A 24,823-nucleotide genomic window follows, 5' to 3' on the forward strand; every position below is an offset into this window, starting at 1 on the left:
AGGAAGGCAATCCGATGAGCAATCCGTTCGACGACGAGAACGCCCAGTTCTACGTGCTGGTCAATGCCGAGGGGGAGCACTCCCTCTGGCCCACCTTCGCCGCGGTGCCCGGCGGCTGGACCGTCGCCTTCGGCGCCGCCACCCGCACCTCCTGTCTCCAGTACGTCGAATCCCACTGGCTCGACATGCGCCCCAATTCCCTCATCGCCGCGATGGCCAACGAGGGCTGACCGCCGCCCTACGTACAGTGGGGTATGGGGAGTACGACGAACAACCGGACCGGAATCGTGGTGGCGCTGCTGGTGGGACTGCTGGCAGGCGGGTACCTGGGGGCGCTGTTCGCGTCGTCGGCGGACTCCGATCCGCGACGGCGCACGTCCACCGCCCGCGATGTCGAGCACGCCGAACCGGTGGTGTTCGAGTCCGACCGGGGACTGCCCGATGTTCACACGATTCTGCGGTCGCAGGCCGATATCGACCAGTTCGTCGGGCGGTTCCCCGGTGACGGGTCCGGTCGGCTCGCGGATCAGCTGTCGCGCCGCGACCTCGGGACCGAAGCGCTGCTCGCCTTCTCCTGGGGCGCGGGGTGTTCGCCCGGTGACGGCGCCAAGCTGACCACCCAGGGCACCGCGGACTACTCCGTCCGGCTGACCGGCGCGGACAATCCGCCGCCGGAATGCGCGGCGCCCTGGGACATTCTGGCGGTGTTCGCGCTACCGAAGGACGAGGTGCCCGCGAACACCCGGCTCGGCGGTGATCGTCCCGATCCGCCCGGTCCCGCGACCCTCGCCCATCTCGAGCGCATCACGCTCGGCGCCGCGCCGCGCGGTGTGGAAGTCTCGCAGCCGGATCAGCTCGCCGCGTTCACCGCCGGGCTCGATGCCACCGTGGCCCATCGGGTGAACTCGGTGGTGTCGCAGCGCGCCGCGCGTGATCGCGCGTTCGCCTTCGTCCTCACCGGATGCCACAACGACGGTGCCTACCTTGCCTTTTCGGCGGAACGGTTGCGCCCGGTGCTGACCGCGACCGAACCGGTCGTCTGCGTCGTCCCGGACTACTACGTCGCGGTGTTCACGGCCCCGGCTGCGTCCGTCCCGGTGCGGGCCACCATCGGCTGAGGTGCCGCGATCACGCCACCGGGGTCATCGGTGGCGGTTCCCAGTCGCCGTCGATCGCGGCCGCGCGGGGCGCGTACAGGCGCATCGTCAGGGAGAACTCGCCGGAGTCCGGGATCGGGAGCCAGTTCCCGGTGGGTGTGCCGGGGCGCGGGTCCGCGTGCTGGACGGCGATCTCCACCGTGCCGTCCGGGCCCGCCACCACCGGCGGGGCGTGGCCGACCGAGTAGATCGCGGCCGGGTTGGGGACCAGGAAGCCCTGGGGGTCGTAGGCGGTGATCGCGGCGAAGGCGGCCACCGGCGGCCACCGGCCGGGCTCGAAGCGGATGCGGTAGCGGCGGGGTCGTCCCGCGTCGTCGGTGGTCGGGGCCCAGAGTTCGGCGTAGAGCACGTCGCGCAGGGGTGCCTTGCCCGGTGAGCGCATCGTCGTCGCCGCGCGGCGCAGGTAGTCGGTGCCGAAGGTGCCCAGGTCGACGGGGATCTCCCACCCGTTGACGCGGCGCGCGTTCGGATCGGTCCAGCCCGCGATCCGGCGGTGGGCCCGGCGGGCCGCCTCGTCGAGCACGTCGACGGGTTCGTTGTCGACGGTGCCGCCGGGGACCACCCCGATCGCGGCCAGCTGATCCATCAGCGGCGCGTCGGCGGCCGCGGGCGGATCGGCGACCATCAACCGGCACAGCCGATTGAGATAGGTGCGTCCGTCCAGCGCGGCGATCCGCTTGACCGGCGGCTCCGGCCCGCGGTCGATCGGGTGCACCCTGCTGATCGTCGCGTCGTACTCGCGGCGCTGCCAGGCGCCCGCGGGCACCAGCCGGATCTGCTCCTGCCAGTGGTTGACCCGCGGCGCGTCGGCGACGCCGTCGATCTGGATCCGGCCGACGATCGTCGCCAGCTCCGACGGCATGTGCAGCAGGGTGGTGTGTGGCGGCAGCGACCCGGTCCAGCGCGGACCAGCGATGACATAGGTGTACGGCGGTCCCTCGGCGTCGGCCCCCGTGCGCGGCTGCTCGCTGCTCAGATCGTGCACGGTGTTGCCCCACCCGTCGAGCAGCTGGAACAGCCAGTACCGGTCCGGTTCCATCCCCGGGATCTGCAGCACCAGCGGCTCGTCCGCCAGATTCAGCCACGCCTGCGAATACACCATGTCATGGCTGAGCCGGGCCACCCCGCGATCCAGCGGATCGGGCAGCACGCTGTGATCGAAGGTGTTGGTCGGCCCACTCGCCGCCCGCATCATGTCCAGCATGATCATCGGATAGCCGAACACATACGCCTCGGTCGCCAGCTCCAGCACATCCGGCGCCCCCGTCGACGTGACCACCGAGCGCACCGGCTCCCCACCCCCGCACCCGGGCACCACCGCCGCCACCCCCACCGCCGCCCCCAACCCCAGCAAGCGCCGCCGACTCAGCCCACCCTCGCCACCTGCCCGACCACCCATACACGCTCCGTCCGACACCTCGAACGCCCACCGTAAACACCCCACCACCCCCCGCCCTCACACACAACGGGTGAATTCCGCAGGTCAGCGGTCACCCGCGGCGCGGCCCGCGCGGAGGTTGTCGGTGAATCGGCTGATCTCCGACCGCACGCCGGGGAAGGCGCGGGGGTGTGGCCGCTCGGTCTCGACGGTCGCGAGGACGTCGTCCAGCGCTCGAGCGACATGCTCATCTGCATCCCGCAATCCCCACTGCCGTCCTTCGGCGACCAGGTGCGCCCGCGTGATCGCCTGGTGCCGGTACTCCTGATCGATGGCCAATGCCATCTCTCCGTCGTTCGGAAGGTGGACCTGCGGCACGAAGTCGTAGGCCGGGGCCAGCTCGGCGGCACCGCCGGGTGGGTGCAACAGCGAGATGTTCTTGGCGTGCATATCCAGATTCCCCACGGCCACAGCGGCCGTTGTCATGCGCAGCAGCCGGACGACCGATTCGCGGCCGACAGTGGTCGACAAGACCTTCGCTATCCGGGCGAGGGACACCCGGCCGCCGAACCGCTGGTACTTCTGGTCGCCCGTCGCGCCGAGAACCTGGTTGAAGTCCTCCTGGTGGATCCGGCCTCCGGGCGCGTCGTCGGCACGGTCGTAACGTTCGACCACCAACGCCGGAACTTCGTCGAATTCCGCTATCCAGGTGTGGAACTCGGCGAGCCCGGCTGCCCGGACGATCCTGGCGCCGTACTCCTCGTCATAGATCGATGTCGGGTAGTCGCGGGATCCCGGCTTCAGGATGTGGGTCGACGGGTAGCCGTCGACGACTCGATGCCACCCTGAATCCGTGCGCGCGAGCACGATCTTGTCCTGCACTCCGGCCAGGGAGGTCTTGCCGCCGATGGGCTTGTTCCCCAGCGGGTAGTCGCCGACATGAGTGAGCAGGTGTGCCACACCGGCATCGGACAGCGCCTCGAGTCCAGGTTCTTTCGGCTCACCGGGGACCTCCGGATCCCAGATCTGCAGCGCGCCCGCCACGTCGCGACCGTAGCGGCGCAGAAGTCCGATGGTGTCCCGCTCGGCGAGACCGGCTTCCTGTGCCAGCCGGGTGAGCATCCGGCCTTCCGGGAGCAGTTCGCGAAAGAAGTTCTGGCGTCGGCCCTTTCCCGAGCGTGTCGGGACGATCGCGAAGGGGATGGCCTGCGACAGGATGGTGCTGTCGAGGCCGAAAGCGGTGACCGCCGCGGGATCGGCCACGAACTCGAAATCCTGATGGCTGCCGGTCAGTGTGCCGATCCGGGTGCCGTAGAGCTCGACGACGAGGTCAGTCATCCGCGGCCGCCGGGTCGATCGTGGCGGTGAGGTGCATGCCGGTCTCGCGCATCATGGCGAACAATCGGTCGGTGTAGATCGACGGTTTACCTGCCTCCATCTCCCAGATGTAGCGCTGGCTGGTCCCGAGCCGTTCGGCGAGTTCGCGCTGGCTCAGGCCGCTGAGCAGGCGTGCCTGCTGCAAGATGCGGCCCAGTGATTCCGGGCCGGTGACTTTGCCGGTGTACGCCATGCTGCCTCCCGACTACGATTCGGTAGTCAATCCCATCGACTACCTTATCGTAGTTCTCTCTGTTGACTACGTTTTGGTAGTCAACAGGCCGCTTCGGCTGGGTCAGCCGAGGAGGGTTCGGTGCATGAGGTGGGCTACGCGGGCTCGGCAGGCGATCGGGTCGGGGCCGTAGATCTGGCTCAGGTCGATGACGAGGGCGAAGGCGGCGTGGACCAGGAAGCGGGCTTCGGCGGCGGAGAGTTCGGGGCGCACCTCGCGGACCAGGCGGGCCCACTCCTGGACGCTGAGGCGCTGGATATTGCGCAGGACCGCGCGTTCCTCGGCGGGGACGTGGCCGAACTCGGCGTAGTAGACGACCGCCAGCGCGCGCTCGTCGAAGGTGTCGGAGACGAACTGGGCGATCAGCACGTCCAGCGCGGCGCCGCTGTCGGGGGTGCCCGCGACGGCGGGGCCGATCGCGCCGGAGACCCGGTCGGCCGCGCGGCGGAACGCGGCGGCGAGGATGTCGCTCTTGCCGCGGTAGAACCGGTACACCGCCGAGGCCGCGGACAGACCCGCGGCCGAGGCGATGTCCTCGACGCTCACGTTCGGGTAGCCGCGCTCGTGGAACAGCTCGACCGCTTTGCGCAGCAGCAGTTCGTGTTTGAACGACTCCGGGATCTCGACCTGGGTCGCCTGTTCGGAAACCGCTGCCGCGGGCGGCAATTCGTCCCCGGCCAGCGCGAGACAGGCCGCGCTCAGCAGCCGGTTCAGCGTGCGGGCGGGCAGCGCGGCGTGATGGTCGGCGATGCTGGTGATCACGCCGAACATGGCGGTGGACAGCATCCGCAGATCCGGTGCGGTCAGCTCCGGCCGCAGCACCGCCAGCTGCTCGTCCAGGGCGACCAGCACCGAGGCCCGCTGCTCGTCGAGCACCAGCCGGTCGGCGGGCTCGAGATAGCGGCTCTCCCAGCGCACCAGGGTGACCGTGCCGCGGTTCTCCACCGTCGCGCCGATGAGCCCGGTCAGCATGTGCCGCAACCGTTCCGCCGCGATCGGTGACCCGTCATCGGACACCGTGATCGAGGCGGTGAACGCCTCCCCGACCCGCAGCAGTTCCTCCCGGAACAGCGCGTACTTACTGGGGTAGTGCCGGTACAGCGCCGCCGAACTGATCCCCAGCCCGGCGGCGATGTCCTCCATGCTCACCCCGTGATAGCCGGCCGCGCCGAACGCCATCGCCGAGGTCGCCGCGATCTGCGCGCGCCGATTCTTCGGCCGCCGTCGCACACCGTCCTTCGCTCCGCCGACTACCGATCCACGCGCACCACGAGACTCGCCGACATTCATGCCAGAAGTGTATTAGGCCTTGTGGGGTGGGGTGATCCGGGCATACCAGTCGAGCAGGGACGGGTCGTCGACGGCGCTGCGTTCGACGACGCGGGCCGCGTCCGCGCCCTGGAAGAGCTTCTTGATCGGGACTTCCAGCTTTTTGCCGGTGCGGGTGTGCGGGATGCCGGGGGCCTCGCGGATCTCGTCGGGGACGTGGCGGGGCGAGACCTCGGTGCGAATCGCGGTGCCGATCCGGGTCTTCAGGTCGTCGGTGAGGGCGGCGCCGGGGGCGAGGACGACGAACAGCGGCATCCAGTAGCCGCCGTTGGGTTGTTCGGCGCCGATCACCAGGGCCTCGGCGATCTCCGGGAACTGCTCGACGACCTGGTAGATGTCGGCGCTGCCCATCCGGATGCCGTGCCGGTTGAGGGTGGAGTCGGAACGGCCGTGCACGACGACGCTGCCGCGTTCGGTCAGGGTGATCCAGTCGCCGTGCCGCCACACGCCGGGGTAGGTGTCGAAATAGGCGTCGTGGTAGCGCTTTCCGTCCTCGTCGCGCCAGAAGCGCACCGGCATCGACGGCATCGGCTCGGTCACCACCAGCTCGCCGACCGCACCGCGCACCGGCGCGCCCGCCTCGTCGAAGGCGTCCAGCGCGACCCCGAGATACGGCGCCGACAGCTCGCCCGGCCACACCGGCACGGTGGGCACGCCGCCGATGAACGCCGACACCACGTCGGTGCCGCCGCTGATCGAGTTCACCTGGACGTGCTCGCCCGCGTTCTCGTTCAGCCACAGCGCGCTCGACTCCGGCAGCGCCGACCCGGTGATCCCGACACTGCGCAGCGCCGACAGATCGTGGTCGGTCCGCGGCACCGACCCCGCCTTGATACACCCGAGGACATACCCGGGACTGGTCCCGAGCACGGTGGCGCTGACCTGGGCGGCCAGGCGCCACAGCGCGTCCGGGCCACCCGCGGTCGGGCTGCCGTCGTAGGTCACCACGGTCGCGCCGGTGAGCAGGCCGGCGATCTGGAAGTTCCACATCATCCAGCTGGGGCTGGTGTACCAGAAGAAGACGTCGTCGGGCCCGATATCGGATTGCAGGGCAACGGCTTTCAGATGTTCCAGCAGCACGCCGCCGTGTCCGTGCACGATGCCCTTGGGCAGGCCGGTGGTGCCGGAGGAGAACACGATCCACAGCGGATGATCGAAGTCGACCGCGGTCGTCTCGATCACGCCCTGCCCTGGATCGGCGACCGCGTCCGACCACGCGACCGCGCCGGGCACCTCGAGTCCGAGCTGCGACACCGCGATCGTCGCGCGCAACCCGGGCAGCCCGTCCCGCACGGCGGCGATGTCGGCGCGCTTGTCGTGCTGCTTGCCGCCGAACCGGTAGCCGTCGGCGGTGACCAGCACGGTCGGCTCGAGCTGGCCGAGCCGGTCCAGCGCCGCCTTGGCCGAGTAGTCCTGGCCGCACGCGCTCCACACCGCGCCGATGCTCGCGGTGGCGAGGAAGGCGACGATGGCCTCCGGGATGTTCGGCAGGTAGCCGATCACCCGGTCGCCCGCCTCGACGCCCTGGGCCCGCAGGGTGGCCGCGAACGCGGTGACCTGCTCGATCAGCTCGCTCCACGAGATCTCGCGCGGCTCGGCGTCCTCGCTCAGCGCGAGCACGGCGGGCCGATCGAACCGCGCCTGCCGGACGACCTGGTCGACATAGTTCAGCCGCGTCCCCGGGAACCACCGCGCGCCGGGCATCGCCCGGTCGCCGAGCACGCCGTCGGCGATCGGGCCGAGCTCGAAGTAGTCCCACAGCGCCTGCCAGAAGCCGGCGATGTCGTCGACCGACCACTGCCACAGCGCCTGGTAGTCGGGGTACTGCTCGCCGGTCCGGCCGCTGACGAACGCGGCGAAGTCGGTGATCCGTGCCGACGCGATGTCCTGGGCGGTCGGTTCCCATTGCGGTTGCATCGGAGGTCCTCCTGTGGATTGGCGCGGGCCGGGGGCGGTCCGGCCGATGATTACCCCGGCGCGTCGGGCGATATTCGTCCCGCGCGCCGGGTGCTGCTCAGCCGGGCAGTTCGGCCCGGCGGACGATCCGCTCCGCGTGCCGCAGCACCGGTGCGTCGACCATGCGGCCCTCGAAGGCGAAGACCCCGCGGTGGTTCGGCACCTCGGCGAGCACGCGGCGCGCCCAGCCGATCTCCTCCGGATCGGGCGCGTAGCCCTCGCGGATCACCGCGACCTGGCTGGGATGGATGGCCACCTTGGCGTCGAAGCCGACGGCCACCGCGTCCAGCGTCTCCACCGCGAGCCCTTCCAGATCCTTGATGTCGAGGAACACCGAATCCAGGGCGAACCGGCCGAAGGCCTTGGCCGCCAGCAGGCTCGTCGAGCGCACGTGCCGGGCGATGTCGCGGTAGCTGCCGTCGGCGTGCCTGCTCGAATTGCCGCCGAGTCCGGCGACCAGGTCCTCGGCGCCCCACATCACGCCGATGGCGTTCTCGGCGGCGACCGACTCGGCCACCCGCACCGCGCCCAGCGGCGACTCGATCAGCACGATCACCTCGTAGCCCGCCAGGCTCCTGACCTGCTCGGCCGACTCGCATTTGGGCAGCATGATCCGCCGGTAGGCGGTCTGCGCGAGGGCGGCCAGGTCGGCCGCGTACTCCTCGGTCTCGACCGCGTTGACGCGGATCACGGTGTGCCGCGGGTCGAGTGGGGTCTCGATCAGCGCCTTTCTGGCGGCGGCCTTGTCACCCGCGGCGACGCCGTCCTCGAGATCGAGGATCACCACATCGGCCACCGCGGCGGCCTTGGCGAAGCGCTCGGGCCGGTCGGCCGGACAGAACAGCCAGGCCGGTCCGGTCGGCTCCCAGGGGTTCACGCTGTCTCCGGTCATCGTCATGCTGTGTCCTTCCGGTGGGCCGGGGCGCCCGGGGATGGTGCGGCACGGCAGTTCCTCCGGGCGCCGACCGCTCATGCCGTCGGTGCCTTCCGGACCAGGGTCTGCCGCACGGCCTTCGCCACGATCACGCCGTCCTGGTTGCGCGCGGTGTGGGTGAGGCCGACGATGCCCTCACCCGGGCGGCTCTTGGATTCGCGCTTGTCGGTGACCAGCGTTTCGGCGTACATGGTGTCGCCGTGGAACAGCGGGGCCGGCAGCGACATCTCGGAGAACCCGAGATTGGCCACCAGGGTGCCCTGGGTGAGCTGGGCGACCGAGAGGCCGACCAGCGTCGACAGGGTGAACATCGAGTTCACCAGCCGCTGGTTGAACGGCGGCTGCGCGTCGGCGAAGTTCGCGTCCAGGTGCAGCGCCTGGGTGTTCATGGTCAGCGTGGTGAACAGGACGTTGTCGGCCTCGGTGATGGTGCGGCCGGGCCGGTGCTCGTAGATCGTGCCGATCTCGAACTCCTCGAACCACAGCCCCCGCTGGACGACTCTGCGTTCGGTCACAGACCCAGCTCCCGAGCGATCAGCATCAGCTGCACCTCCGTCGTGCCCTCACCGATTTCCAGGATCTTGCTGTCACGGTAGTGCCTGGACACCGGGTATTCGTTCATGAAGCCGTTGCCGCCGAAGATCTGGGTGGCGTCGCGCGCGTTGTCCATCGCGGCCTCGCTGGCGACCATCTTGGCGATCGAGGCGGCCTTCTTGAACGGCTTGCCCGCCAGCATCAGCGCGGCCGCGTCGTAGTAGGCGGTCCGGGCGACGTGGGCGCGCGCCTCCATCCGGGCGATCTTGAACGCGATGGCCTGGTTGCGGCCGATGGCCTGCCCGAACGCCTGCCGCTCACCGGCGTAGCGCACGCTCTCGTCCACGCAGCCCTGCGCGGCGCCGACCGCCAGCGCGGCGATGGCGATGCGGCCCTCGTCGAGGATGCGCAGGAAGTTGGCGTAGCCGCGGCCGCGCTCGCCGAGCAGGTTCTCTGTCGGCACCCGCACGTCGGTGAAGCTCAGCGGGTGGGTGTCGGAGGCGTTCCAGCCGACCTTGTTGTAGGCCGGTTCGGCGACGAAGCCGGGGGTGGAGGTCGGCACCAGGATGGTGGAGATCTCCTTCTTGCCGCCGGTCTGCCCGGTCACCGCGGTGACGGTGACCAGCCGGGTGATGTCGGTGCCGGAGTTGGTGATGAACTGCTTGGCGCCGTTGATCACCCAGCTCTCGCCGTCCTCGACGGCGGTGGTGCGGGTGCCGCCCGCGTCGCTGCCCGCGTCGGGTTCGGTGAGGCCGAAGCCGGCCAGCGCGCGTCCGCTGGTGAGCTGGGGCAGCCACTCGTTCTTCTGCTTGTCGTCACCGAAGCGGTAGATCGGCATCGCGCCCAGCGAGACGCCGGCCTCGAGGGTGATGGCCACGCTCTGGTCGACCTTGCCGAGCTCCTCGAGCGCCAGGCACAGGGCGAAGTAGTCGCCGCCCATGCCGCCGAACTCCTCGGGGAACGGCAGGCCGAACAGGCCCATGTCGGCCATGCCAGCGACGACCTCGTACGGGAAGCTGTGCTCGGCATCGTGTTTCGCCGAGACCGGCGCGACGACCTGCTGGGCGAAGTCGCGCACGGTCAGGGCGAGCTGGCGGTATTCGTCCGGCAGCGAGCCGGTGGACAGGTAGTCGGTCATGCGTTGGTTCCTTCGCGCTCGGTCTCTTCGACAGCGGTTTCGACAGGGTGGGCGACGACGCGGACCAGCACCTGGTCCAGCTTCACCTGGGCGCCCGGCGCCACCAGCACCTCGACGGTGCCCGCGACGGGGGCGGTGAGCGCGTGCTCCATCTTCATGGCCTCGATGACGATCACCGGATCACCGACCGCGACGGTCGCGCCGTCGGCGACCGGGGCCGCGATCACCGAACCCGGCATGGGACTGCGGATCTCGGCGTCGCCGACATGGGCGGCGTCGCCGCGCACACTCGCCTCGGCGACTTCCCGCAGCACGGCGACACTGCCCGCGTGACCGACCCACAGCTGGTCGTCGGCCTCGGCCACGCGGAACGCGCGGCGCAGCCCGTCCAGGGTGAGGACGAGGCCGTCGGGGCTCGGCGCGGCCGACAGCGACCGCGGCTCGTCGTCGTCGATCCGGACCGTCGCCGATTCCGGTGTGCCGGTGAGGAAGACGTGGCGCACCTGGTCACCGGCCGCGAGCCGGATCGAGGTCGGGGCCTGCGCGCCGAGCCGCCAGCCCGACGGGGTCGACCACGGGTCGCCGCCGGATGCGGGCCAGCGGCGCAGCCAGTGATGGGCCGCGGCGGCGACGAACTCGTCGTCGGTCACCGCGGCGGGCCGGAAATCGCTCACCCGGCGGTCCAGCAGCGCGGTGTCGAGGCGGCCCGCCTGCACGTCCTCGTCGGCGAGCAGGAACCGCAGGAACTCGATATTGCTCGTCACGCCGAGCAGCACGGTCTGTTCCAGCGCGCGGTCGAGCGCGCCGAGGGCGTCGGCGCGGGTGGTGCCGCGGGCGATCACCTTCGACAGCATCGGGTCGTAGTCGCTGCCGACCACGGTGCCCTCGGACAGACCCGAGTCGACCCGAACGCCGGGGCCGCTCGGCTCGGCGAGCGCGAGCACGGTGCCGCCGGTGGGCAGGAAGCCGCGGCCCGGATCCTCGGCGTAGACGCGCGCCTCGATCGCGTGCCCGACCAGGTGGATCTCGTCCTGGCTCCGGCCCAGTTTCTGGCCCGCGGCCACCCGGACCTGGCATTCCACCAGGTCGACCCCGGTGACCAGCTCGGTCACCGGATGCTCCACCTGCAGGCGGGTGTTCATCTCCATGAAGAAGAACTCGTCGGGCCGGTCGGCGGAGACGATGAACTCCACGGTGCCCGCGCCGACGTAGTCGACACTGCGCGCCGTATTGCAGGCCGCGGTGCCGATCCTGGCCCTGGTCGCGGCGTCGAGCAGCGGCGAGGGCGCCTCCTCGATCACCTTCTGATGCCTGCGCTGCAAGCTGCACTCGCGCTCGCCCAGGTGCACCACATTGCCGAACTTGTCGGCCAGGACCTGCACCTCGATGTGCCGGGGCCGGGTGACGAAGCGCTCCAGGAACAGCGTGTCGTCGCCGAAGGCCGCGCCCGCCTCGCGCCGCGCGCTGACCAGCGCCGCGGGCAGGTCCTCGGCCCGGTCGACCCGGCGCATGCCCTTGCCACCACCACCGGCGGACGGCTTCACCAGCACCGGGTAGCCGACCTCGGCCGCGGCGGTGATCAACTGCTCGTCGGTCAGGCCGGGCTCGGCGATGCCGGGGACCACCGGGACGCCGAACGCGGTGACGGTGTTCTTGGCGGTGATCTTGTCGCCCATCACCTCGATCGCCTTGGCCGGCGGGCCGAGGAACACGATGCCCGCGTCGGCCAGCGCGGCGGCGAACGCCGAATTCTCCGACAGGAAGCCGTAACCGGGGTGCACCGCCTGGGCGCCCGAGCGGATCGCGGCGTCGACGACCTTCTCGATCGACAGGTAGCTCTCGCGGGCCGGGGCGGGCCCGAGGCGCACCGCAACATCGGCCTCGCGCACGTGGCGGGCGCCCGCGTCGGCGTCGCTGTACACCGCGACCGAGCGAATACCCATGGCGCGCAAGGTCTTGATGACGCGCACCGCGATCTCGCCGCGATTGGCGACCAGGACGGTGTCGAAGTCGACGGGGTGGGATTTGTTCAGCATGTCGCTCACATCCGGAAGACGCCGTAGGAAACGGGCTCGAGCGGCGCCTGCGCGCACACCGAGAGGGCAAGGCCGAGCGCGGTTCTGGTGTCGGTGGGCGCGATGACGCCGTCGTCCCAGATCCGCGCCGTCGCGTAGTACGGGTTGCCCTGGGTCTCGTACTGCTCCCGGATCGGGGCCTTGAAGGCCTCCTGGTCCTCGTCCGACCACGGCTTGCCCGCGCTGTCGAGCTGCTCGCCGCGCACGGTCGACAGCACCGAGGCGGCCTGCTCGCCACCCATCACCGAGATCCGCGCGTTCGGCCACATCCACAGGAAGCGCGGCGAATACGCGCGTCCGCACATGGAGTAGTTGCCCGCGCCGTAGGAGCCGCCGATCACCACGGTCAGCTTCGGCACCCGCGCGCAGGCCACCGCGGTGACCATCTTCGCGCCGTGCTTGGCGATGCCGCCCGCCTCGTAGTCGCGGCCGACCATGAAGCCGGTGATGTTCTGCAGGAACAGCAGCGGGATCTTGCGCTTGTCGCACAGCTCGATGAAATGCGCGCCCTTCATGGCGGATTCGGCGAACAGCACGCCGTTGTTGGCGACGATGCCGACCGGGTGGCCGTGGATCCGGGCGAACCCGGTGACCAGGGTCTTACCGTATTCGGCCTTGAACTCGTGGAAGCCGGCCTCGCCGTCGACGATCCGGTCGATCACCTCGCGCACGTCGTAGGGGGTGCGCGGGTCGACCGGGACCACGTCGTAGAGCTCGTCCTCCGGCTTGGCGGGCGGGGTGCTCGGCAGCACCTCCCACGGCGCCTCGGGCTTCGGGCCGAGCGTGCCGACGATCTTGCGGACGATGCGCAGCGCGTCGCGGTCGTCGTCGGCCAGATGGTCGGTGACGCCGGAGGTGCGCGAATGCAGCAGGCCGCCGCCGAGCTCCTCGGCCGTGACGACCTCGCCGGTCGCCGCCTTCACCAGCGGCGGGCCGCCGAGGAAGATGGTGCCCTGGTCGCGCACGATGACGGCCTCGTCGGCCATCGCCGGCACGTAGGCGCCGCCCGCGGTGCACGAGCCCATCACCGCCGCGATCTGGGCGATGCCCTTGGCGCTCATGTTGGCCTGGTTGTAGAAGATGCGGCCGAAGTGCTCGCGGTCGGGGAACACCTCGTCCTGGCGCGGCAGGAAGGCGCCGCCGGAGTCCACCAGGTACACGCACGGCAGGTTGTTCTGCGCGGCCACCTCCTGCGCGCGCAGGTGCTTCTTCACCGAGATCGGGTAGTAGGTGCCGCCCTTGACCGTCGCGTCGTTGGCCAGCACCAGGCACTCGCGGCCCGCGATGCGGCCGATGCCGGCGATCACGCCCGCGCCGGGGCACTCGTCGCCGTACATGCCGTTGCCCGCCAGCGGGGACAGCTCGAGGAACGGGCTGCCCGGGTCGAGCAGCTGGTCGACCCGCTCGCGGGGGAGCAGCTTGCCCCTGGCCACGTGCCGCTCGCGCGACTTCTGCGGGCCGCCGAGCGCCGTCGTCGCCAGCCGCTCGCGCAGCTCGTCGACCAGGGCGCGGTGCGCGTCCCGGTTGCTTGTCGCGGTCGTGGGGCCGTTGTCGAGGTCGTGCGTAACCGTCATCCCGCCATCCTGCCATCCGGTTAATCGCCAATAACTGAAATTCAGGTTAATCTTGACTAACCAAGTTGTCCAGACCCGGTGGAAGGGAGTCGAGGTTGGCCACGGTCGAGCCCGCCCCGGTGACCCGGCGCGAACTGATGAAAGCCCAGCGTCGCGAGCAGTTGCTCGACGCGGGCGCCCGGTTGATCGCCGATCGCGGTTTCTTCGGCGTGCGCCTCGACGATCTCGGCGCGGCCGTGGGGATCAGCGGACCCGCTGTCTACCGGCACTTCGCCAACAAGGAAGCGCTGCTGGTCGAGCTGCTGGTGGGGGTCAGTGAGCGGCTGCTCGCCGGTGGGCGCGCGGTCGTGGCCGCGGCGGCGTCGCCCGCCGAAGCGCTGGTCGGGCTGGTCGACTTCCACCTCGACTTCGCCTTCGACGATCCCGAGCTCATCCGCATCCAGGACCGCGACCTCGACAACGTCCCCGCCACCGACCGCCGCACCCTGCGCCGCACGCAGCGGCAGTACGTCGAGGTGTGGGTGCAGGTGCTGCGCGAGGTGCATCCCGGCCTGGCCGAGGACACCGCCCGCGTGCAGGCCCACGCGGCCTTCGGGCTGATCAACTCCACCCCGCACAGCGCCGCGCCGGCGCGGGCGAGCAAGGCCAGGCCGGTGCTACGGCAGATGGCGCTGGCCGCGCTGGCGCCGTCACCGGTCTGATCGGTGGAACAGCCCGCCGGTCAGTCGAATTGGCGCAGCAGCCAGTGCGGGCCGACCGAATCCGCGCCGTAGGCGTCGGCCCGGCGGCGCAGTTCCCGATCGGCGGTGACCACGGTGACCCGGTCGTAGCCGGTGGCCTCGGCGACCACGTCGACGATCTTGTCGTCGCCGGAGCGGTCGGCCAGCACGACGGTCAGCCGAGGGGCGGTCGGTTCGGCGCCGTCGGCGGCCGCCTTGGCGGCGCCCTCGAGGACGACAGTCACCGCGGTCGACGCCGGGAGCCGGGTGGTCAGGTCCGCGATGCTCGACAGCAGCCGCCGGGCGGCGCCCGCGCGGTCGCGCCACCAACCGTCGGCGTTGGCGCCGATGACATTGGCCGCGTCGACCACGATCAGCTGGGTCGGATCGCTCATCGGTCCAGTCTGCCCCCGGCGGGCGATCGGCGCTCGCCGGGCGCGCCGGATCAGGCGGTCGCGGGCACCTCGACCGGGCGCAGGCGTCCGTCGGTCATCCGGTAGACCGCGTCCATCCGGTGCAGGTGGGTGGGGTCGTGGGTGACCAGGATCGTCGCGGCCCGGTGCGCGCGGGCGATGGTGGTGATCAGGTCGAGGACGGCGGCGCCGCGTTCGGTGTCCAGGGCGCTGGTCGGTTCGTCGACGACGAGCAGAGCCGGGTCGTTCATCAGCGCGCGGGCGATGTTGACGCGCTGGCGCTGGCCACCGGAGAGCTGGGCGGGCCGCTTGCCCGCGTGCTCGGCGAGACCGACCGCGGCGAGCAGTTCGGTGGCGCGCGTTCTGGTTTCGGCCCGGCTGGTCCGCCGCTTGCCGCCCAGATGCGCGGTGACCTCCAGCTGTTCGAGGGCGGTCAGCGCGGGAATGAGGTTCGGCTGCTGGAAGACGATGCCCATCGCGGTGCGGCGGACCGTCGACGCCGCGCGCCTGCTCAGCGTCGCGAGATCGGTGCTGCCCGTGTCGGTGTCGAGGACGACGGCGCCCGCGTCGGGCCGGATCAGCGTCGCCGCCACCGCCAGCAGGCTCGACTTGCCCGAGCCGGACGGGCCGGTGACGGCGGCGATGGTGCCGCCGGGGACGTGCAGGTTCACCCGGTCGAGGGCGGTGAGCCTGCCCGCGCCGTCGGGGTAGGTGAGGGTGACGTCGGTGAGGGTGAGTGCCATGGGGAGGTCCTTCAGCGGGTCGCGCCGAGCGCGGTCAGCGGATCGGTGGTGAACAGGAAGCGCAGCGCGACCGCGGCGCCGACGAGGCCGAGCGCGATCAGGGCCGCCGCGGGCACCAGGGTCGTCGACAGCGACAGCACGAACGGCATGGCGTCACCGAGGAACAGCGAGGCCACCGTGGTGATGCCGAGCCCGAGCGCGACCCCGGTGACGAGCACGATCGCCGCCTGGGCCAGCGCGTCGCGGGCCAGTGACCCGGTGGTCGCGCCGAGCGCCTTCAAGGTGGCGATGTCGGGTTGGCGCTGCACCGTCCACACGGTGAAGAAGGCGCCGATCACCAGCGCGGAGATGGCGAACAGCAGCACCGTCATCAGGGTCAGCGAGCTGTTCTCGGCCTGGTAGGAACCGATCGCCTCGACCGCGTTCGCCGCGGGCACCGTGTGCGTCCCGGCTTCGGCGTCGATGCCGTTGCGCGGGTCGTTGCCGAGCACGGCGAGCACGGTCGCCGCGCCGGCCCGGGGGCTGGCGGCTTGCCAGTCGGCCATGCTCGTCCAGATCACCGGGGTGTGGCTGTACCACTCGTCGCCCGCGACGTCGGCGACGGTGAACTCGTGCCCGGCCAGCACCACGGTGTCGCCGGTGCCCGCGGCGAGTTCGCGGGCGGCGCCGGAACTCAGCACTACCGCGCCCGGTGCGGTAGCAGGGTGATTGCTGAACGCCGATGGGTCGCCGCCGAACAGCGCGACCTGCTCCGGGCTCGCGCCCGCGTGCTCGGCACGGGCCCGGGAGATGCCCACCGGGGTGACCTCGATCCCGCCCAGCGCGCGCCACTGCGCGATCTGCTCCTCGGTGAGCACCGAGGAATCGAAGGAGGGATCGGCGCCGGTCTCGGCGAAGACCACCTGGTCGGCGCGCAGGCCCTGCACCGCGGAGATGTTCTGGTGCGCCAGCCCGGCGGTGAGCCCACTCAGGAAACTGACCAGCACCGCCACCAGCAGGACGACGGTGGTGATCAGCAGGAAGCGGCCGCGGGCGGCGCGCAGGTCTCGGAGTGCGACGAACATGCCTCCACTCTCGCCGTCGACGGCCGTCCCGCCATCGCACCGGCGCACGAAACGCGCTCCACCCAAGGTCTGTCCGCGTTTACACCTTTCGATGGATGCCGGTCCGGTAGCCGCACATAAGCTGGTCGGGTGCACTCGTCCCCCCTGACCCCGGTGGTCACCACGCTGCGGCTCGGCCTGCATGTGCTGGTGACGGTGCTGGGTGTGGTGGTCGCGGTGCGGGCGCTGCTACCCGGCGGGGGTGGGCACGGTGTGGGAGTCGTCGTGCTGACCGTGGTCTGGCTGGCCGTCTACTTCGCGGGCACCGAGCTGCCCCGGCGTGCGGGGGATCGGGTCGCCGCCGGCGTCCCCGCCTCGGTCCGCGCCGCCGACGCGGCCGGCTGGGATTCGCGGGTGGTGGGGGTGTGGCTGGCCGCGCTGACCGTGCTGTGGCTGGCGCTGCTCGGGCTCACGCCGGACGCGGTGTATCTCGCCTTCGGCCTGTTCTTCCTCTACCTGCATCTGCTGCCGCGGCCGTGGAATCTGCTCGCGGTGGTGCTGGCGACGGCGGTCGGTGTCGTCGGATTCGCGGCGCACCGGGGCTGGTCGGTGGGCGCGGTGGTCGGGCCGGTGCTCGGCGCGCTGGTCGCCATCGGCATCGGGCTGGGCTATCAGGCGCTGTATCGCGAAGCGGTGGAGCGCGAGCGGCTGATCGACGAATTGCTCGGCACCAGAGCGATTCTCGCCGAACAGGAACGCACCGCGGGCAAACTGGCCGAACGCGAACGGCTGGCCAAGGAGATCCACGACACCGTCGCGCAGGGGCTCAGCAGTATCCAGCTGCTGTTGCACGCGGCCGAGCAGGCGGCGCCGGATCATCCTGCGCTGGACCGGATCCGGCTCGCGCGCGAGACCGCCGCCGAGGACCTGGCCGAAACCCGCAGGCTCATCGACGAATTGTCGCCCGCCGCGCTGGACGGGCAGTCGCTGGCCGAAGCGCTGGACCGGATCTGCGAGCGCGCGCGGTCGGCCGCGCTGTCGACCCAGCTGCTCGTCGAGGGCGAGCCGGAGCGGCTGCCGATGCCGGTGGAGGCGGCGCTGGTGCGGATCGCGCAGAGCGCCGTCGCCAACGTCGTCCAGCACGCCGGGGCCGGGCGCATGCGGGTCACCCTCACCTACGACGACACCGACGTGCATCTCGACATCGTCGACGACGGCGTCGGCATCGACCCCGCCGTGCTGGCCGGACCCCGCGCCGGGGCGTTCGGCCTGGCGGCCATGCGCAGCCGCGTCGAGCAGCAGGGCGGCCGGATGACGATCGAATCCGAGCCGGGCCACACCGCGGTCACCGTGTCCTTCCCGCTGGGAGCGGTCGCGTGATCCGGCTGCTGCTCGCCGACGACCACGCGATCGTGCGGGCCGGGCTGCGCGCCCTGCTCGAGTCGGCCGATGACATCACCGTGGTCGGCGATGTCGCCGACGCGGAGGCGGCCGTGGCGTTCTGCGCGGCCGACCCCGTCGACCTGGTCCTGATGGACCTGCGCTTCGGCGACGGCCGCTCCGGCGCCGCCGCCACCGCCGATCTGCGCGCCCTGCCCACCCCGCCGAACGTCCTGGTGGTCACCAACTACGACACCGACGCCGACATCCTCGGCGCCATCGAAGCGGGCGCCGTCGGCTACCTCCTCAAGGACACCCCGCCTGCCGAACTGCTCGCCGCCGTCCGCGCGGCCGCCGCGGGCGAGAGCGTCCTGTCCCCGACGGTCGCCTCCCGCCTGATGACCCGTGTCCGCCGCGCCGACACCACCCTGAGCCCCCGCGAGGTCGAGGTCCTGCGGCTGGTCGCCGCTGGCCTGTCCAACCGCGACATCGCCAAACAGCTGTTCCTCAGCGAGACCACGGTCAAATCCCACCTGGTCCACATCTACGCCAAACTCGGCGTCAAGTCCCGCACCTCGGCCGTCGCCACGGCCCGCGAACAGGGCGCCATCTGACACGCGCGGTCGCAGCCCGAGTTCGCCCGGACATCCGCCTACCCTGATCGCATGGCCTCACTCGCTGATCCCCAGGTGCGCGCATTCCTTTCCCAGGGCACACGAACCGGCAAGGTGGCGTTCACCGGTGCCGACGGGCGGCCGCTGGTGACGCCGGTGTGGTTCATCGTCGAGGGGGACGAGCTGGTCTTCAACACCGGGAAGAACACGGCCAAGGGGCGGGCGTTCGCGCGGGATCCGCGGGTGGCGCTGTGCGTGGATCTGGAGGAACCGCCGTACGCGCTGGTGGAGGTGCAGGGGACGGTGACATTGTCCGAGGACCTCGACGAGCTGGTGCGCACCGCGACCGAGATCGCGGCGCGCTACATGGGTCCGGATCAGGCCGAGGAGTTCGGCAAGCGGAACGGGGTGGCGGGGGAGCTGGTCGTGCGGGTGCGGCCGACCAAGATCATCGCCCACTTCCAGGTGACGGCGTAGGCAGGCCGGGGGCCGTGCCGCCGTCGCTGTTCGGGTCGACGGCGTCGGGGCCGGGCGCGGTGGGGTCGAACGGCGGCGGGTTGGTGCGGTCGAAGAGCGGGGACGAACAGGTCGCGCCCGGTTCCGGGGTGGTGTAGGGGTTCTCGCGCAGGGCGAGGATGAACTGGTCGATCCGGGGATCGGCGGCGCTGTCGGGCTCGAGCTGATGGCCCCACGATTGCAGCGAGATCGGATGGGCCATGCCGGGGATCGGGGACATCAGGGTGTACGGCTTGCCGGTCACCCGCGCGGCGAGCGCGGCGCGGTCCTCGGCGCTCACCCTGTCCGGGTTGTAGGCGATCCACACCGCGCCGTGCTCCATCGAGTGCACCACGTTCTCGGTGCGCACACCCGTCGCGTAGACGACGCCGTCGCAGGCCGCCCACCGGCTGTCGTGTGGACCGCCCAGCGGCGGGATCACGGGATAGGCGACCCGCTGCGTGCTGGTCACGTGCAGCCCGGGCGGGAACTCGGTGATCTCGACACCGGGGATCTCGCGGGACGGATCCTGGTTGTCCGCGCTCGGCACGAAGGCATCCGTCGCGGCGACGGCGGTGCCGTCGAGTTTGTCGGCGGTCGCGCAGCCGGCGACGAGGAGCGCGGCGACCGCGATGCCCGCCGTGGCGGCGCGGCGCGCGCCGGTGGTCGTGTCCGAATTCCGCACCGCGGTTCCCCTGTCGTCGTGTCGGCCGTCGCCGTCGGGTCCGAACTTACTTGCCCGCCGCTCGCGGCACCGCCCGCCTGCCGGATCGCGCCGTCGACAACCCCGATGACCAGCGGAAAAACGCGCGTCGCTGCCGGGTCGAGGCCAGCACCACCGCTACCGTTTCGTCAAGTTTCGTAGGCAACGGCGCTGGCGAACGGAGCTCTGGCATGGCCGGACGAACTGCGACACGGGCCTGGCTGGCCGCGACCCTCGGCGCGGTGCTGGTCGTCGGCACCGCGACACTCGCGCAGTCGCAGCCGCCCGGTCCGCCCGTCGAGCGCGCGTCCGAGCACTTCGACGATCCCGAGTCCGGACTCGCGATCGACGTGTTCTATTGCAGCGCGCGGTCGCAGACCTACCGGGTGCCCGCCGGGACGACGAGCCTCTATATCGAGGCGGTCGGCGGTCAGGGGCAGACGCCGAACCCGAATTTCACCGGGATCGGTGGGCTCGGCGGTCAGGTCAGCGGTGGTCTGCGGGTGACGCCGGAGCAGGAGTTCCAGGTCCAGGTCGGGTGCGCGGGCGGGGCGAACGGTGGGTTCTCGCCGTACGCCTCGGGTGGGGCCAGGGGCGAGGCGGTCGATCAGGTCACCAACTTCGGGACGGTGTATTCGAGCGGCTGGGACGGCGGCGGTGGCGGTGGCGCCTCGGCGGTGCTCGGCGCCGACAACACGCCGGTGCTGGTCGCGGGCGGTGGCGGCGGCGCTGGCGGCAACGCGCCCGACTGCTATTCGGTGTCGCCGGTGCAGGATTCGACCTTCTTCTACTGCGGTGGCGGCTCCCGGCGCGACGGCGGGAACGGCGGCGACGGCAGCGCGGCGGTCGGCTGGCAGGAAGGGTCGCCCTGGACCGGCGGTGCGGGCGAGAACAATCCGGCGGGCACGACACCGAGCGGCCTCACCTGCGGCGGTCCCCGCGCGGGCGGCGCCGGCCACACCTTCGACACGACCGGCGGCGGTGGGGGCGGCGGTGGTGGCGGTGGCGGTTACCAGGGTGGCGACGGTCAGGGCGGCGGCTGCGGTGGTGCCGCGGGGCCGCAGACCCCGATCTCGCACGGCCCGCACGCGGCGCCGGGTGCGGGTGGCGCGGGCGGTGGTGGCGGGACGTCCTACGCGTCATCGAGCCTGTCGAAGGCGAGCGTGACCACGGCCTCGGTCTCCGGCGACGGCTACGTCCTGTTCCTCACCTCCGCCGACGGCGTCCGGACGACGACCTTCGGAGTGCACGGCGATGCCGCGCAGTACTACTGCGTCGGTGACGGCGTCGACGAGATCTTCGCCGACGTGCTCGGCGCGGCGGGCGCGGGCGGCGGCCACGACTACGGCGATGTCGGCACCGGCGGCGCCGGCAGCGGCGTGCAGGCGGTCATCGCCGTGCAGGAACGCAAGCAACTGAAGATCGACGTCGGTCGCTACGGCGGGTCGGGCGGCGGCTGGGGATACGGCAAGGGCGGCGCGCGCGGCACCGCCGACTCCAGCGCCTCCTACAGCGGCGCGGGCGGCGGCGGGGCGTCGGCGGTGAGCCAGAACGCGGCCGAGTGCGGGACCAGGCCGTCGCGCGAGAGCGAGCCCGTCGTCGTCGCGGGTGGCGGCGGCGGTGGCGGCGGTGACGGCTTCAGCGCAGGCGGCGGTGACGGTGGCAGCGGCGGTCCGCGCCCCGGCGACGGCACCAGCGGCGGCTTCGGTGGCGGCTTCGGCGGCGAGGGCGGCAGTGAGCGCGGCGTCGACGGCGGCCACGCGACCGGCAGTTCCACCGGTGGTGGCGGCGGTGGCGGCGGGGGCGGCAGCCACGGCGGCGGCAAGGGGCACGGCGCCCAGGACGGGAACGACGGCGGTGGCGGTGGTGGCGGGGGCGGCCAGTCGATGGTCGTCCCGGTCGCCGGGCAGCGGCCGCACTTCTACAACGGTCCCGACGGCAGCTATGGCAATCGCGACCGGCTCAACGACGGCAAGGTGCAGCTGATCGTCCCGATCCCGTCGAAACGCAGCCGGGTGGAACTGATCTCGGGCAACAGCCAGAGCGCGTACTCGGGGCAGCCGTTCGCCGAGCCGCTGCGGGTGCGGTTCGTCGACGCGATCCACGGACCGCAGGCGGGCAAGTCGATCACCTTCTCGATGCCCGCCGGGCAACCGCGCGCCGCGGTCTTCGCCGACGGCGGCGAGAGCACCCGGGTGAGCACCGACGCCGACGGCTTCGCCGAGGTGAACCTGACCGCGCTGCCCGCCGCCCAGCAGGGCGAGCTGACCGGCGGCTTCCTGGTCCAGGCCGCGGCCACCGACGACCCGGCCCACCTGATCGGCGGCACCGTGTTCCGCTTGCACGACGACCAGGTGCCGACCGAGATCGAGGTGACCACGAGCGCGCCCGACCAGATCTCGCAGGTCGGTGAGCCGGTGAGCTTCAGCGCGAAGGTCGGCCAGCGGCCGGGCACCACACCGGCCTTCGGCACACCGGCCGGGCATGTGCGCTTCGAGATCGACGGTGTCGCGACACCGGGACCGATCGAGCTGGTCGACGGGGTGGTGACGCTGCCCGCGATCAGCGGCTTGTCACCGGGCACCCACCACGTGCTGGCGACCTACCTCGCCGACGACCCGACCAGGGTCTTCGCGCCGGTGTTCGGCAGCGTCGGCCTGCTGGTGCAGTCGGTGAAGGTACCCACCGAGATCCATCTGACGCTGCCGCCGCCACCGGTGCTGGCGGGTGCGGTCGTCGGCGCGACGGTCACCGTGCCGACGCCGCAGCCGGACGCGCCGACCCCCACCGGCGCCATCCAGTTCGCCCAGAACGGTGCGCCGCTCGGTGACCCGGTCACCCTCGCCGCCGACGGCACGGCGGGTTCACCGCCGCTGCGCGCCGGTGCGGGCACGGTCGAGGCGCACTATCTCGGCGACGACGTCTACGCCCAGTCGCGGACCGAGGCCGACCTCACCGTCTACACCGCGACCTCGACGACCACGGTGACCGCGAACCACAACCCGGTCACCTTCTTCGAACAGCTCGACCTCACCGCGACCGTCGCCCGTGACCCCGCGGGCGAGGTCGACACCGGCACCGTCCAGTTCGCCGCCGACGGAAAGCCGCTCGGCGCGCCGGTTCCCGTCGACAACGGCCGCGCGATCGCCCGCGATGTCGACGTCTCCCACCTCGGCTTCGGCACCCACCTGGTCACCGCCGACTACTCCGGCGACGCGGCCACCGGCGTCGCGCCGAGCCGCGGCACGACGACGCTGTGGGTGCTGCGAGCGGGCCAGTCACCGGGCGACCATCCCGGCGATGTCGCCGTCCGCCTCGACGTGCCGCGCACCGCCGACCCGGGCGAGCGGGTGACGGCGACGGTCACCGTCAGCAATGTCGGCGGTCGGCAGGCGACCGGCGTCGAGGCCAGATTGTCGACCCAGGGCTGGAGCAGGTTGATCGATCCCGGCGGCGGCGAGACGCAGCCGACCCACGTCCGGTTCCGCCTCGCCACCCTGGAGGCGGGCGAGACCAGGACCTTCACCGTCGTGCTGGAGGCACCACGGCGGCTGGCGCTGATCACCTCGTTCCTGCACGTGTCGAGCACCGGCACCGACCTGAACCCGAGGAACAATCTGCAGCTCGCGTCGACCTTCGTGCGGCCGGGGGCGCGCTGACCGTGCCGCGGTTCCTCCGATTCGGGTGAACCGGGCGACCGCATCGGCCGCCTACCGTGGGCCACGGGTCGGGCCGGCGGCGGTGGACCGGACCGCGTGGCCGACAGCGCCGGGCCGGGCCTGCCCACCGACCCACCGGCCGACGTCCCACGGTCGCGCACGGCCCGGTACCGCGGGCGGGAACCGGCGGCCCGCGATCTACGCTGCTGGCATGACGGTGCACTTCATCGGGGCGGGCCCCGGCGCGGCCGACCTGCTCACGGTGCGCGCGGTGAGCCTGCTGCGCGACAGCCCGGTCTGCCTGTACGCGGGCACCTACCTCGACCCCGAGGTGCTGGCCCACTGCGCGCCCGGCACCGAGCTGATCGACACCCAGCGCCTCGACCTGGACGAGATCACCGGCCACCTCGTGCGCGCCCACCGGGCGGGGCACGACGTCGCCCGGCTCTGCTCGGGCGACCCGTCGATCTACTCGGCCCTCACCGAGCAGATCCGCCGCCTCGACGCCGTCGGCGTCCCCTGGGACATCACCCCCGGCGTCCCCGCCTACGCCGCCGCGGCCGCCGCGCTGGGCACCGAGCTGACGGTCCCCGAGGTCGTCCAATCGGTCGTCCTCACCCGCACCCAGGCCCGCTCGACCGCGATGCCCGCGGGCGAGGCCCTGGCCGCCTTCGCCGCCACCGGCGCCACCCTGGTCCTGCACCTCGCGATCACCCGCGTCCGCGTCCTCGCGAAGGAACTGATCGACGAGTACGGCCCCGACTGCCCGGTCGCCGTCGTCTACCGCGCCAGCCAGCCCGAACAGCTGATCCTGCGCGGCACCCTCACCGACATCGCCGACCAGGTGGAAGCCGCCGACCTCCGCCAAGCCGCCGTCATCCTGGTCGGCCGAGCCCTCACCCCCGCGATCGACTGCGCCCAGTCCCACCTCTACGACCCGGCCCGGCTCCGCGCGCCCGTCGAGACAGACCGGTTGGTGTGATCCACGCCTCATTCCGCGCGGCGCAGAAGGGCTCTCGCGACGATGTGAGGACGCAGACAAGCGTCAGCTAACGGGGTGGCGACGGTCTACCTGGGTCTATGCCGCGTCGCTATGGACGTGGTTGGTTGCCGGGGGAGCGCACCGGTAGATTGGTGCGATGGTTTGCGACGAGCACACCGGCGCTGCCGGTCCGACGGACGTGGGCATGGTCTCGGCCATGTAACCGATCGGACGGGCCGACAGATAGTGCCAATGGACATTTTTTGCCTGATTGATTTCGAGAACTGAACCCGAGACGCAGGCGCCACGCTAGTTCTACAGGTGAGGCGCCTGCGTTCCGGTGTCGTCGGGGAGCGCCTGCGCAGGTGTTCCGGAAGCGAGGTTTGGG

At 71.6% G+C, this 24,823-nt stretch carries 22 protein-coding genes; 8 read left to right on the top strand and 14 right to left on the bottom strand.

Features of this window, described 5'->3' with window-relative positions:
* The first annotated feature begins 14 nt into the window (after nt 1-14).
* Both ACFVW6_RS04160 and ACFVW6_RS04165 read left to right on the top strand, forming a co-directional pair.
* On the top strand, nt 15-230 hold the full coding sequence (locus ACFVW6_RS04160) for an MbtH family protein (protein WP_218719668.1): 216 nt from the start codon (nt 15-17) through the stop codon (nt 228-230).
* Between the two features lie 24 nt (nt 231-254).
* Nucleotides 255-1,118: a hypothetical protein gene (locus tag ACFVW6_RS04165; protein ID WP_378823779.1), complete on the top strand. Its 864-nt coding sequence runs from the start codon at nt 255-257 to the stop codon at nt 1,116-1,118.
* 10 nt (nt 1,119-1,128) lie between these two features.
* Here ACFVW6_RS04165 and ACFVW6_RS04170 read toward each other — a convergent pair whose 3' ends face one another.
* The 10 genes from ACFVW6_RS04170 to ACFVW6_RS04215 form a co-directional block, all read right to left on the bottom strand.
* Nucleotides 1,129-2,436 (bottom strand): DUF1254 domain-containing protein, encoded by a 1,308-nt coding sequence (locus ACFVW6_RS04170; RefSeq protein WP_378823778.1) that lies wholly within the window; start codon nt 2,434-2,436, stop codon nt 1,129-1,131.
* A gap of 204 nt (nt 2,437-2,640) precedes the next feature.
* Nucleotides 2,641-3,873 (bottom strand): type II toxin-antitoxin system HipA family toxin, encoded by a 1,233-nt coding sequence (locus tag ACFVW6_RS04175; RefSeq protein ID WP_378823776.1) that lies wholly within the window; start codon nt 3,871-3,873, stop codon nt 2,641-2,643.
* On the bottom strand, nt 3,866-4,105 hold the full coding sequence (locus tag ACFVW6_RS04180; RefSeq protein ID WP_378823774.1) for a helix-turn-helix domain-containing protein: 240 nt from the start codon (nt 4,103-4,105) through the stop codon (nt 3,866-3,868). Before ACFVW6_RS04180 ends, ACFVW6_RS04175 begins: the two co-directional genes overlap by 8 nt.
* Nucleotides 4,106-4,207: 102 nt before the next feature.
* Nucleotides 4,208-5,434, bottom strand: a complete 1,227-nt coding sequence (locus tag ACFVW6_RS04185; protein WP_355273659.1) for a TetR/AcrR family transcriptional regulator — start codon at nt 5,432-5,434, stop codon at nt 4,208-4,210.
* A 12-nt stretch (nt 5,435-5,446) separates the two neighbouring features.
* A complete protein-coding gene (locus ACFVW6_RS04190; RefSeq protein ID WP_378823772.1) occupies nt 5,447-7,390 on the bottom strand; it encodes an acetoacetate--CoA ligase in 1,944 nt (647 codons plus the stop codon).
* 97 nt (nt 7,391-7,487) lie between these two features.
* On the bottom strand, nt 7,488-8,327 hold the full coding sequence (locus ACFVW6_RS04195) for an HpcH/HpaI aldolase/citrate lyase family protein (RefSeq protein WP_378823770.1): 840 nt from the start codon (nt 8,325-8,327) through the stop codon (nt 7,488-7,490).
* Between the two features lie 71 nt (nt 8,328-8,398).
* Nucleotides 8,399-8,878, bottom strand: a complete 480-nt coding sequence (locus ACFVW6_RS04200; protein ID WP_365008221.1) for a MaoC family dehydratase — start codon at nt 8,876-8,878, stop codon at nt 8,399-8,401.
* Entirely contained in the window at nt 8,875-10,035 is a 1,161-nt protein-coding gene (locus ACFVW6_RS04205) for an acyl-CoA dehydrogenase family protein (RefSeq protein ID WP_355273648.1), read from the bottom strand. The genes ACFVW6_RS04200 and ACFVW6_RS04205 overlap by 4 nt, the downstream gene beginning before the upstream one ends.
* Nucleotides 10,032-12,071 carry a biotin carboxylase N-terminal domain-containing protein gene (locus ACFVW6_RS04210; RefSeq protein ID WP_378823768.1) on the bottom strand — a complete coding sequence of 680 codons (2,040 nt, stop codon included), beginning with the start codon at nt 12,069-12,071 and terminating at the stop codon, nt 10,032-10,034. The genes ACFVW6_RS04205 and ACFVW6_RS04210 overlap by 4 nt, the downstream gene beginning before the upstream one ends.
* 5 nt (nt 12,072-12,076) lie before the next feature.
* A complete protein-coding gene (locus ACFVW6_RS04215) occupies nt 12,077-13,684 on the bottom strand; it encodes a carboxyl transferase domain-containing protein (RefSeq protein WP_355273643.1) in 1,608 nt (535 codons plus the stop codon).
* A gap of 137 nt (nt 13,685-13,821) precedes the next feature.
* Between ACFVW6_RS04215 and ACFVW6_RS04220 the strand changes: the two genes are divergently transcribed.
* Nucleotides 13,822-14,385 (top strand): helix-turn-helix domain-containing protein, encoded by a 564-nt coding sequence (locus tag ACFVW6_RS04220; RefSeq protein WP_355274630.1) that lies wholly within the window; start codon nt 13,822-13,824, stop codon nt 14,383-14,385.
* A gap of 20 nt (nt 14,386-14,405) precedes the next feature.
* On the opposite strand, the gene ACFVW6_RS04225 is transcribed toward ACFVW6_RS04220, so the two are convergent.
* The 3 genes from ACFVW6_RS04225 to ACFVW6_RS04235 are packed head-to-tail and all read right to left on the bottom strand — an operon-like array spanning nt 14,406 to nt 16,623.
* Nucleotides 14,406-14,798 (bottom strand): NYN domain-containing protein, encoded by a 393-nt coding sequence (locus ACFVW6_RS04225; RefSeq protein ID WP_357342688.1) that lies wholly within the window; start codon nt 14,796-14,798, stop codon nt 14,406-14,408.
* 50 nt (nt 14,799-14,848) lie between these two features.
* A complete protein-coding gene (locus ACFVW6_RS04230; protein WP_378823765.1) occupies nt 14,849-15,559 on the bottom strand; it encodes an ABC transporter ATP-binding protein in 711 nt (236 codons plus the stop codon).
* Nucleotides 15,560-15,570: 11 nt separating this feature from the next.
* Entirely contained in the window at nt 15,571-16,623 is a 1,053-nt protein-coding gene (locus ACFVW6_RS04235; protein ID WP_378823764.1) for an ABC transporter permease, read from the bottom strand.
* Between the two features lie 129 nt (nt 16,624-16,752).
* On the opposite strand from ACFVW6_RS04235, the gene ACFVW6_RS04240 reads away from it, so the two are divergent.
* The 3 genes from ACFVW6_RS04240 to ACFVW6_RS04250 are packed head-to-tail and all read left to right on the top strand — an operon-like array spanning nt 16,753 to nt 19,073.
* Nucleotides 16,753-17,982 (top strand): sensor histidine kinase, encoded by a 1,230-nt coding sequence (locus ACFVW6_RS04240; protein WP_378823762.1) that lies wholly within the window; start codon nt 16,753-16,755, stop codon nt 17,980-17,982.
* Entirely contained in the window at nt 17,979-18,596 is a 618-nt protein-coding gene (locus ACFVW6_RS04245; protein ID WP_357342696.1) for a response regulator transcription factor, read from the top strand. The genes ACFVW6_RS04240 and ACFVW6_RS04245 overlap by 4 nt, the downstream gene beginning before the upstream one ends.
* A 51-nt stretch (nt 18,597-18,647) precedes the next feature.
* Complete coding sequence (locus tag ACFVW6_RS04250; protein ID WP_365008204.1) at nt 18,648-19,073, top strand: PPOX class F420-dependent oxidoreductase; 426 nt, start codon at nt 18,648-18,650, stop codon at nt 19,071-19,073.
* Here ACFVW6_RS04250 and ACFVW6_RS04255 read toward each other — a convergent pair.
* A complete protein-coding gene (locus ACFVW6_RS04255) occupies nt 19,045-19,776 on the bottom strand; it encodes a DUF3105 domain-containing protein (RefSeq protein ID WP_378823759.1) in 732 nt (243 codons plus the stop codon). The genes ACFVW6_RS04250 and ACFVW6_RS04255 overlap by 29 nt on opposite strands.
* 209 nt (nt 19,777-19,985) lie before the next feature.
* On the opposite strand from ACFVW6_RS04255, the gene ACFVW6_RS04260 reads away from it, so the two are divergent.
* Both ACFVW6_RS04260 and cobM read left to right on the top strand, forming a co-directional pair.
* The gene (locus ACFVW6_RS04260) at nt 19,986-23,453 is read left to right on the top strand and encodes an Ig-like domain repeat protein (protein WP_378823756.1); all 3,468 of its coding nucleotides are present in this window, start codon (nt 19,986-19,988) and stop codon (nt 23,451-23,453) included.
* 211 nt (nt 23,454-23,664) lie between these two features.
* Nucleotides 23,665-24,435 carry a precorrin-4 C(11)-methyltransferase gene (cobM, locus tag ACFVW6_RS04265; protein WP_378823754.1) on the top strand — a complete coding sequence of 257 codons (771 nt, stop codon included), beginning with the start codon at nt 23,665-23,667 and terminating at the stop codon, nt 24,433-24,435.
* Nucleotides 24,436-24,823 lie beyond the last annotated feature (388 nt).

It is taken from the genome of Nocardia sp. NPDC058244 (assembly GCF_042882065.1).
Classification (GTDB): domain Bacteria; phylum Actinomycetota; class Actinomycetes; order Mycobacteriales; family Mycobacteriaceae; genus Nocardia.

Bases quoted from the DNA above. Each gene is read 5' to 3' on its own strand.
- ACFVW6_RS04215 (WP_355273643.1), bottom strand. From the start codon at position 13,684: ATGACGGTTACGCACGACCTCGACAACGGCCCCACGACCGCGACAAGC.
- ACFVW6_RS04190 (WP_378823772.1), bottom strand. From the start codon at position 7,390: ATGCAACCGCAATGGGAACCGACCGCCCAGGACATCGCGTCGGCACGG.
- cobM (WP_378823754.1), top strand. From the start codon at position 23,665: ATGACGGTGCACTTCATCGGGGCGGGCCCCGGCGCGGCCGACCTGCTC.
- ACFVW6_RS04165 (WP_378823779.1), top strand. From the start codon at position 255: ATGGGGAGTACGACGAACAACCGGACCGGAATCGTGGTGGCGCTGCTG.
- ACFVW6_RS04250 (WP_365008204.1), top strand. From the start codon at position 18,648: ATGGCCTCACTCGCTGATCCCCAGGTGCGCGCATTCCTTTCCCAGGGC.
- ACFVW6_RS04205 (WP_355273648.1), bottom strand. From the start codon at position 10,035: ATGACCGACTACCTGTCCACCGGCTCGCTGCCGGACGAATACCGCCAG.
- ACFVW6_RS04195 (WP_378823770.1), bottom strand. From the start codon at position 8,327: ATGACGATGACCGGAGACAGCGTGAACCCCTGGGAGCCGACCGGACCG.
- ACFVW6_RS04225 (WP_357342688.1), bottom strand. From the start codon at position 14,798: ATGAGCGATCCGACCCAGCTGATCGTGGTCGACGCGGCCAATGTCATC.
- ACFVW6_RS04230 (WP_378823765.1), bottom strand. From the start codon at position 15,559: ATGGCACTCACCCTCACCGACGTCACCCTCACCTACCCCGACGGCGCG.
- ACFVW6_RS04185 (WP_355273659.1), bottom strand. From the start codon at position 5,434: ATGAATGTCGGCGAGTCTCGTGGTGCGCGTGGATCGGTAGTCGGCGGA.
- ACFVW6_RS04160 (WP_218719668.1), top strand. From the start codon at position 15: ATGAGCAATCCGTTCGACGACGAGAACGCCCAGTTCTACGTGCTGGTC.
- ACFVW6_RS04180 (WP_378823774.1), bottom strand. From the start codon at position 4,105: ATGGCGTACACCGGCAAAGTCACCGGCCCGGAATCACTGGGCCGCATC.
- ACFVW6_RS04210 (WP_378823768.1), bottom strand. From the start codon at position 12,071: ATGCTGAACAAATCCCACCCCGTCGACTTCGACACCGTCCTGGTCGCC.
- ACFVW6_RS04235 (WP_378823764.1), bottom strand. From the start codon at position 16,623: ATGTTCGTCGCACTCCGAGACCTGCGCGCCGCCCGCGGCCGCTTCCTG.
- ACFVW6_RS04260 (WP_378823756.1), top strand. From the start codon at position 19,986: ATGGCCGGACGAACTGCGACACGGGCCTGGCTGGCCGCGACCCTCGGC.
- ACFVW6_RS04175 (WP_378823776.1), bottom strand. From the start codon at position 3,873: ATGACTGACCTCGTCGTCGAGCTCTACGGCACCCGGATCGGCACACTG.
- ACFVW6_RS04220 (WP_355274630.1), top strand. From the start codon at position 13,822: ATGAAAGCCCAGCGTCGCGAGCAGTTGCTCGACGCGGGCGCCCGGTTG.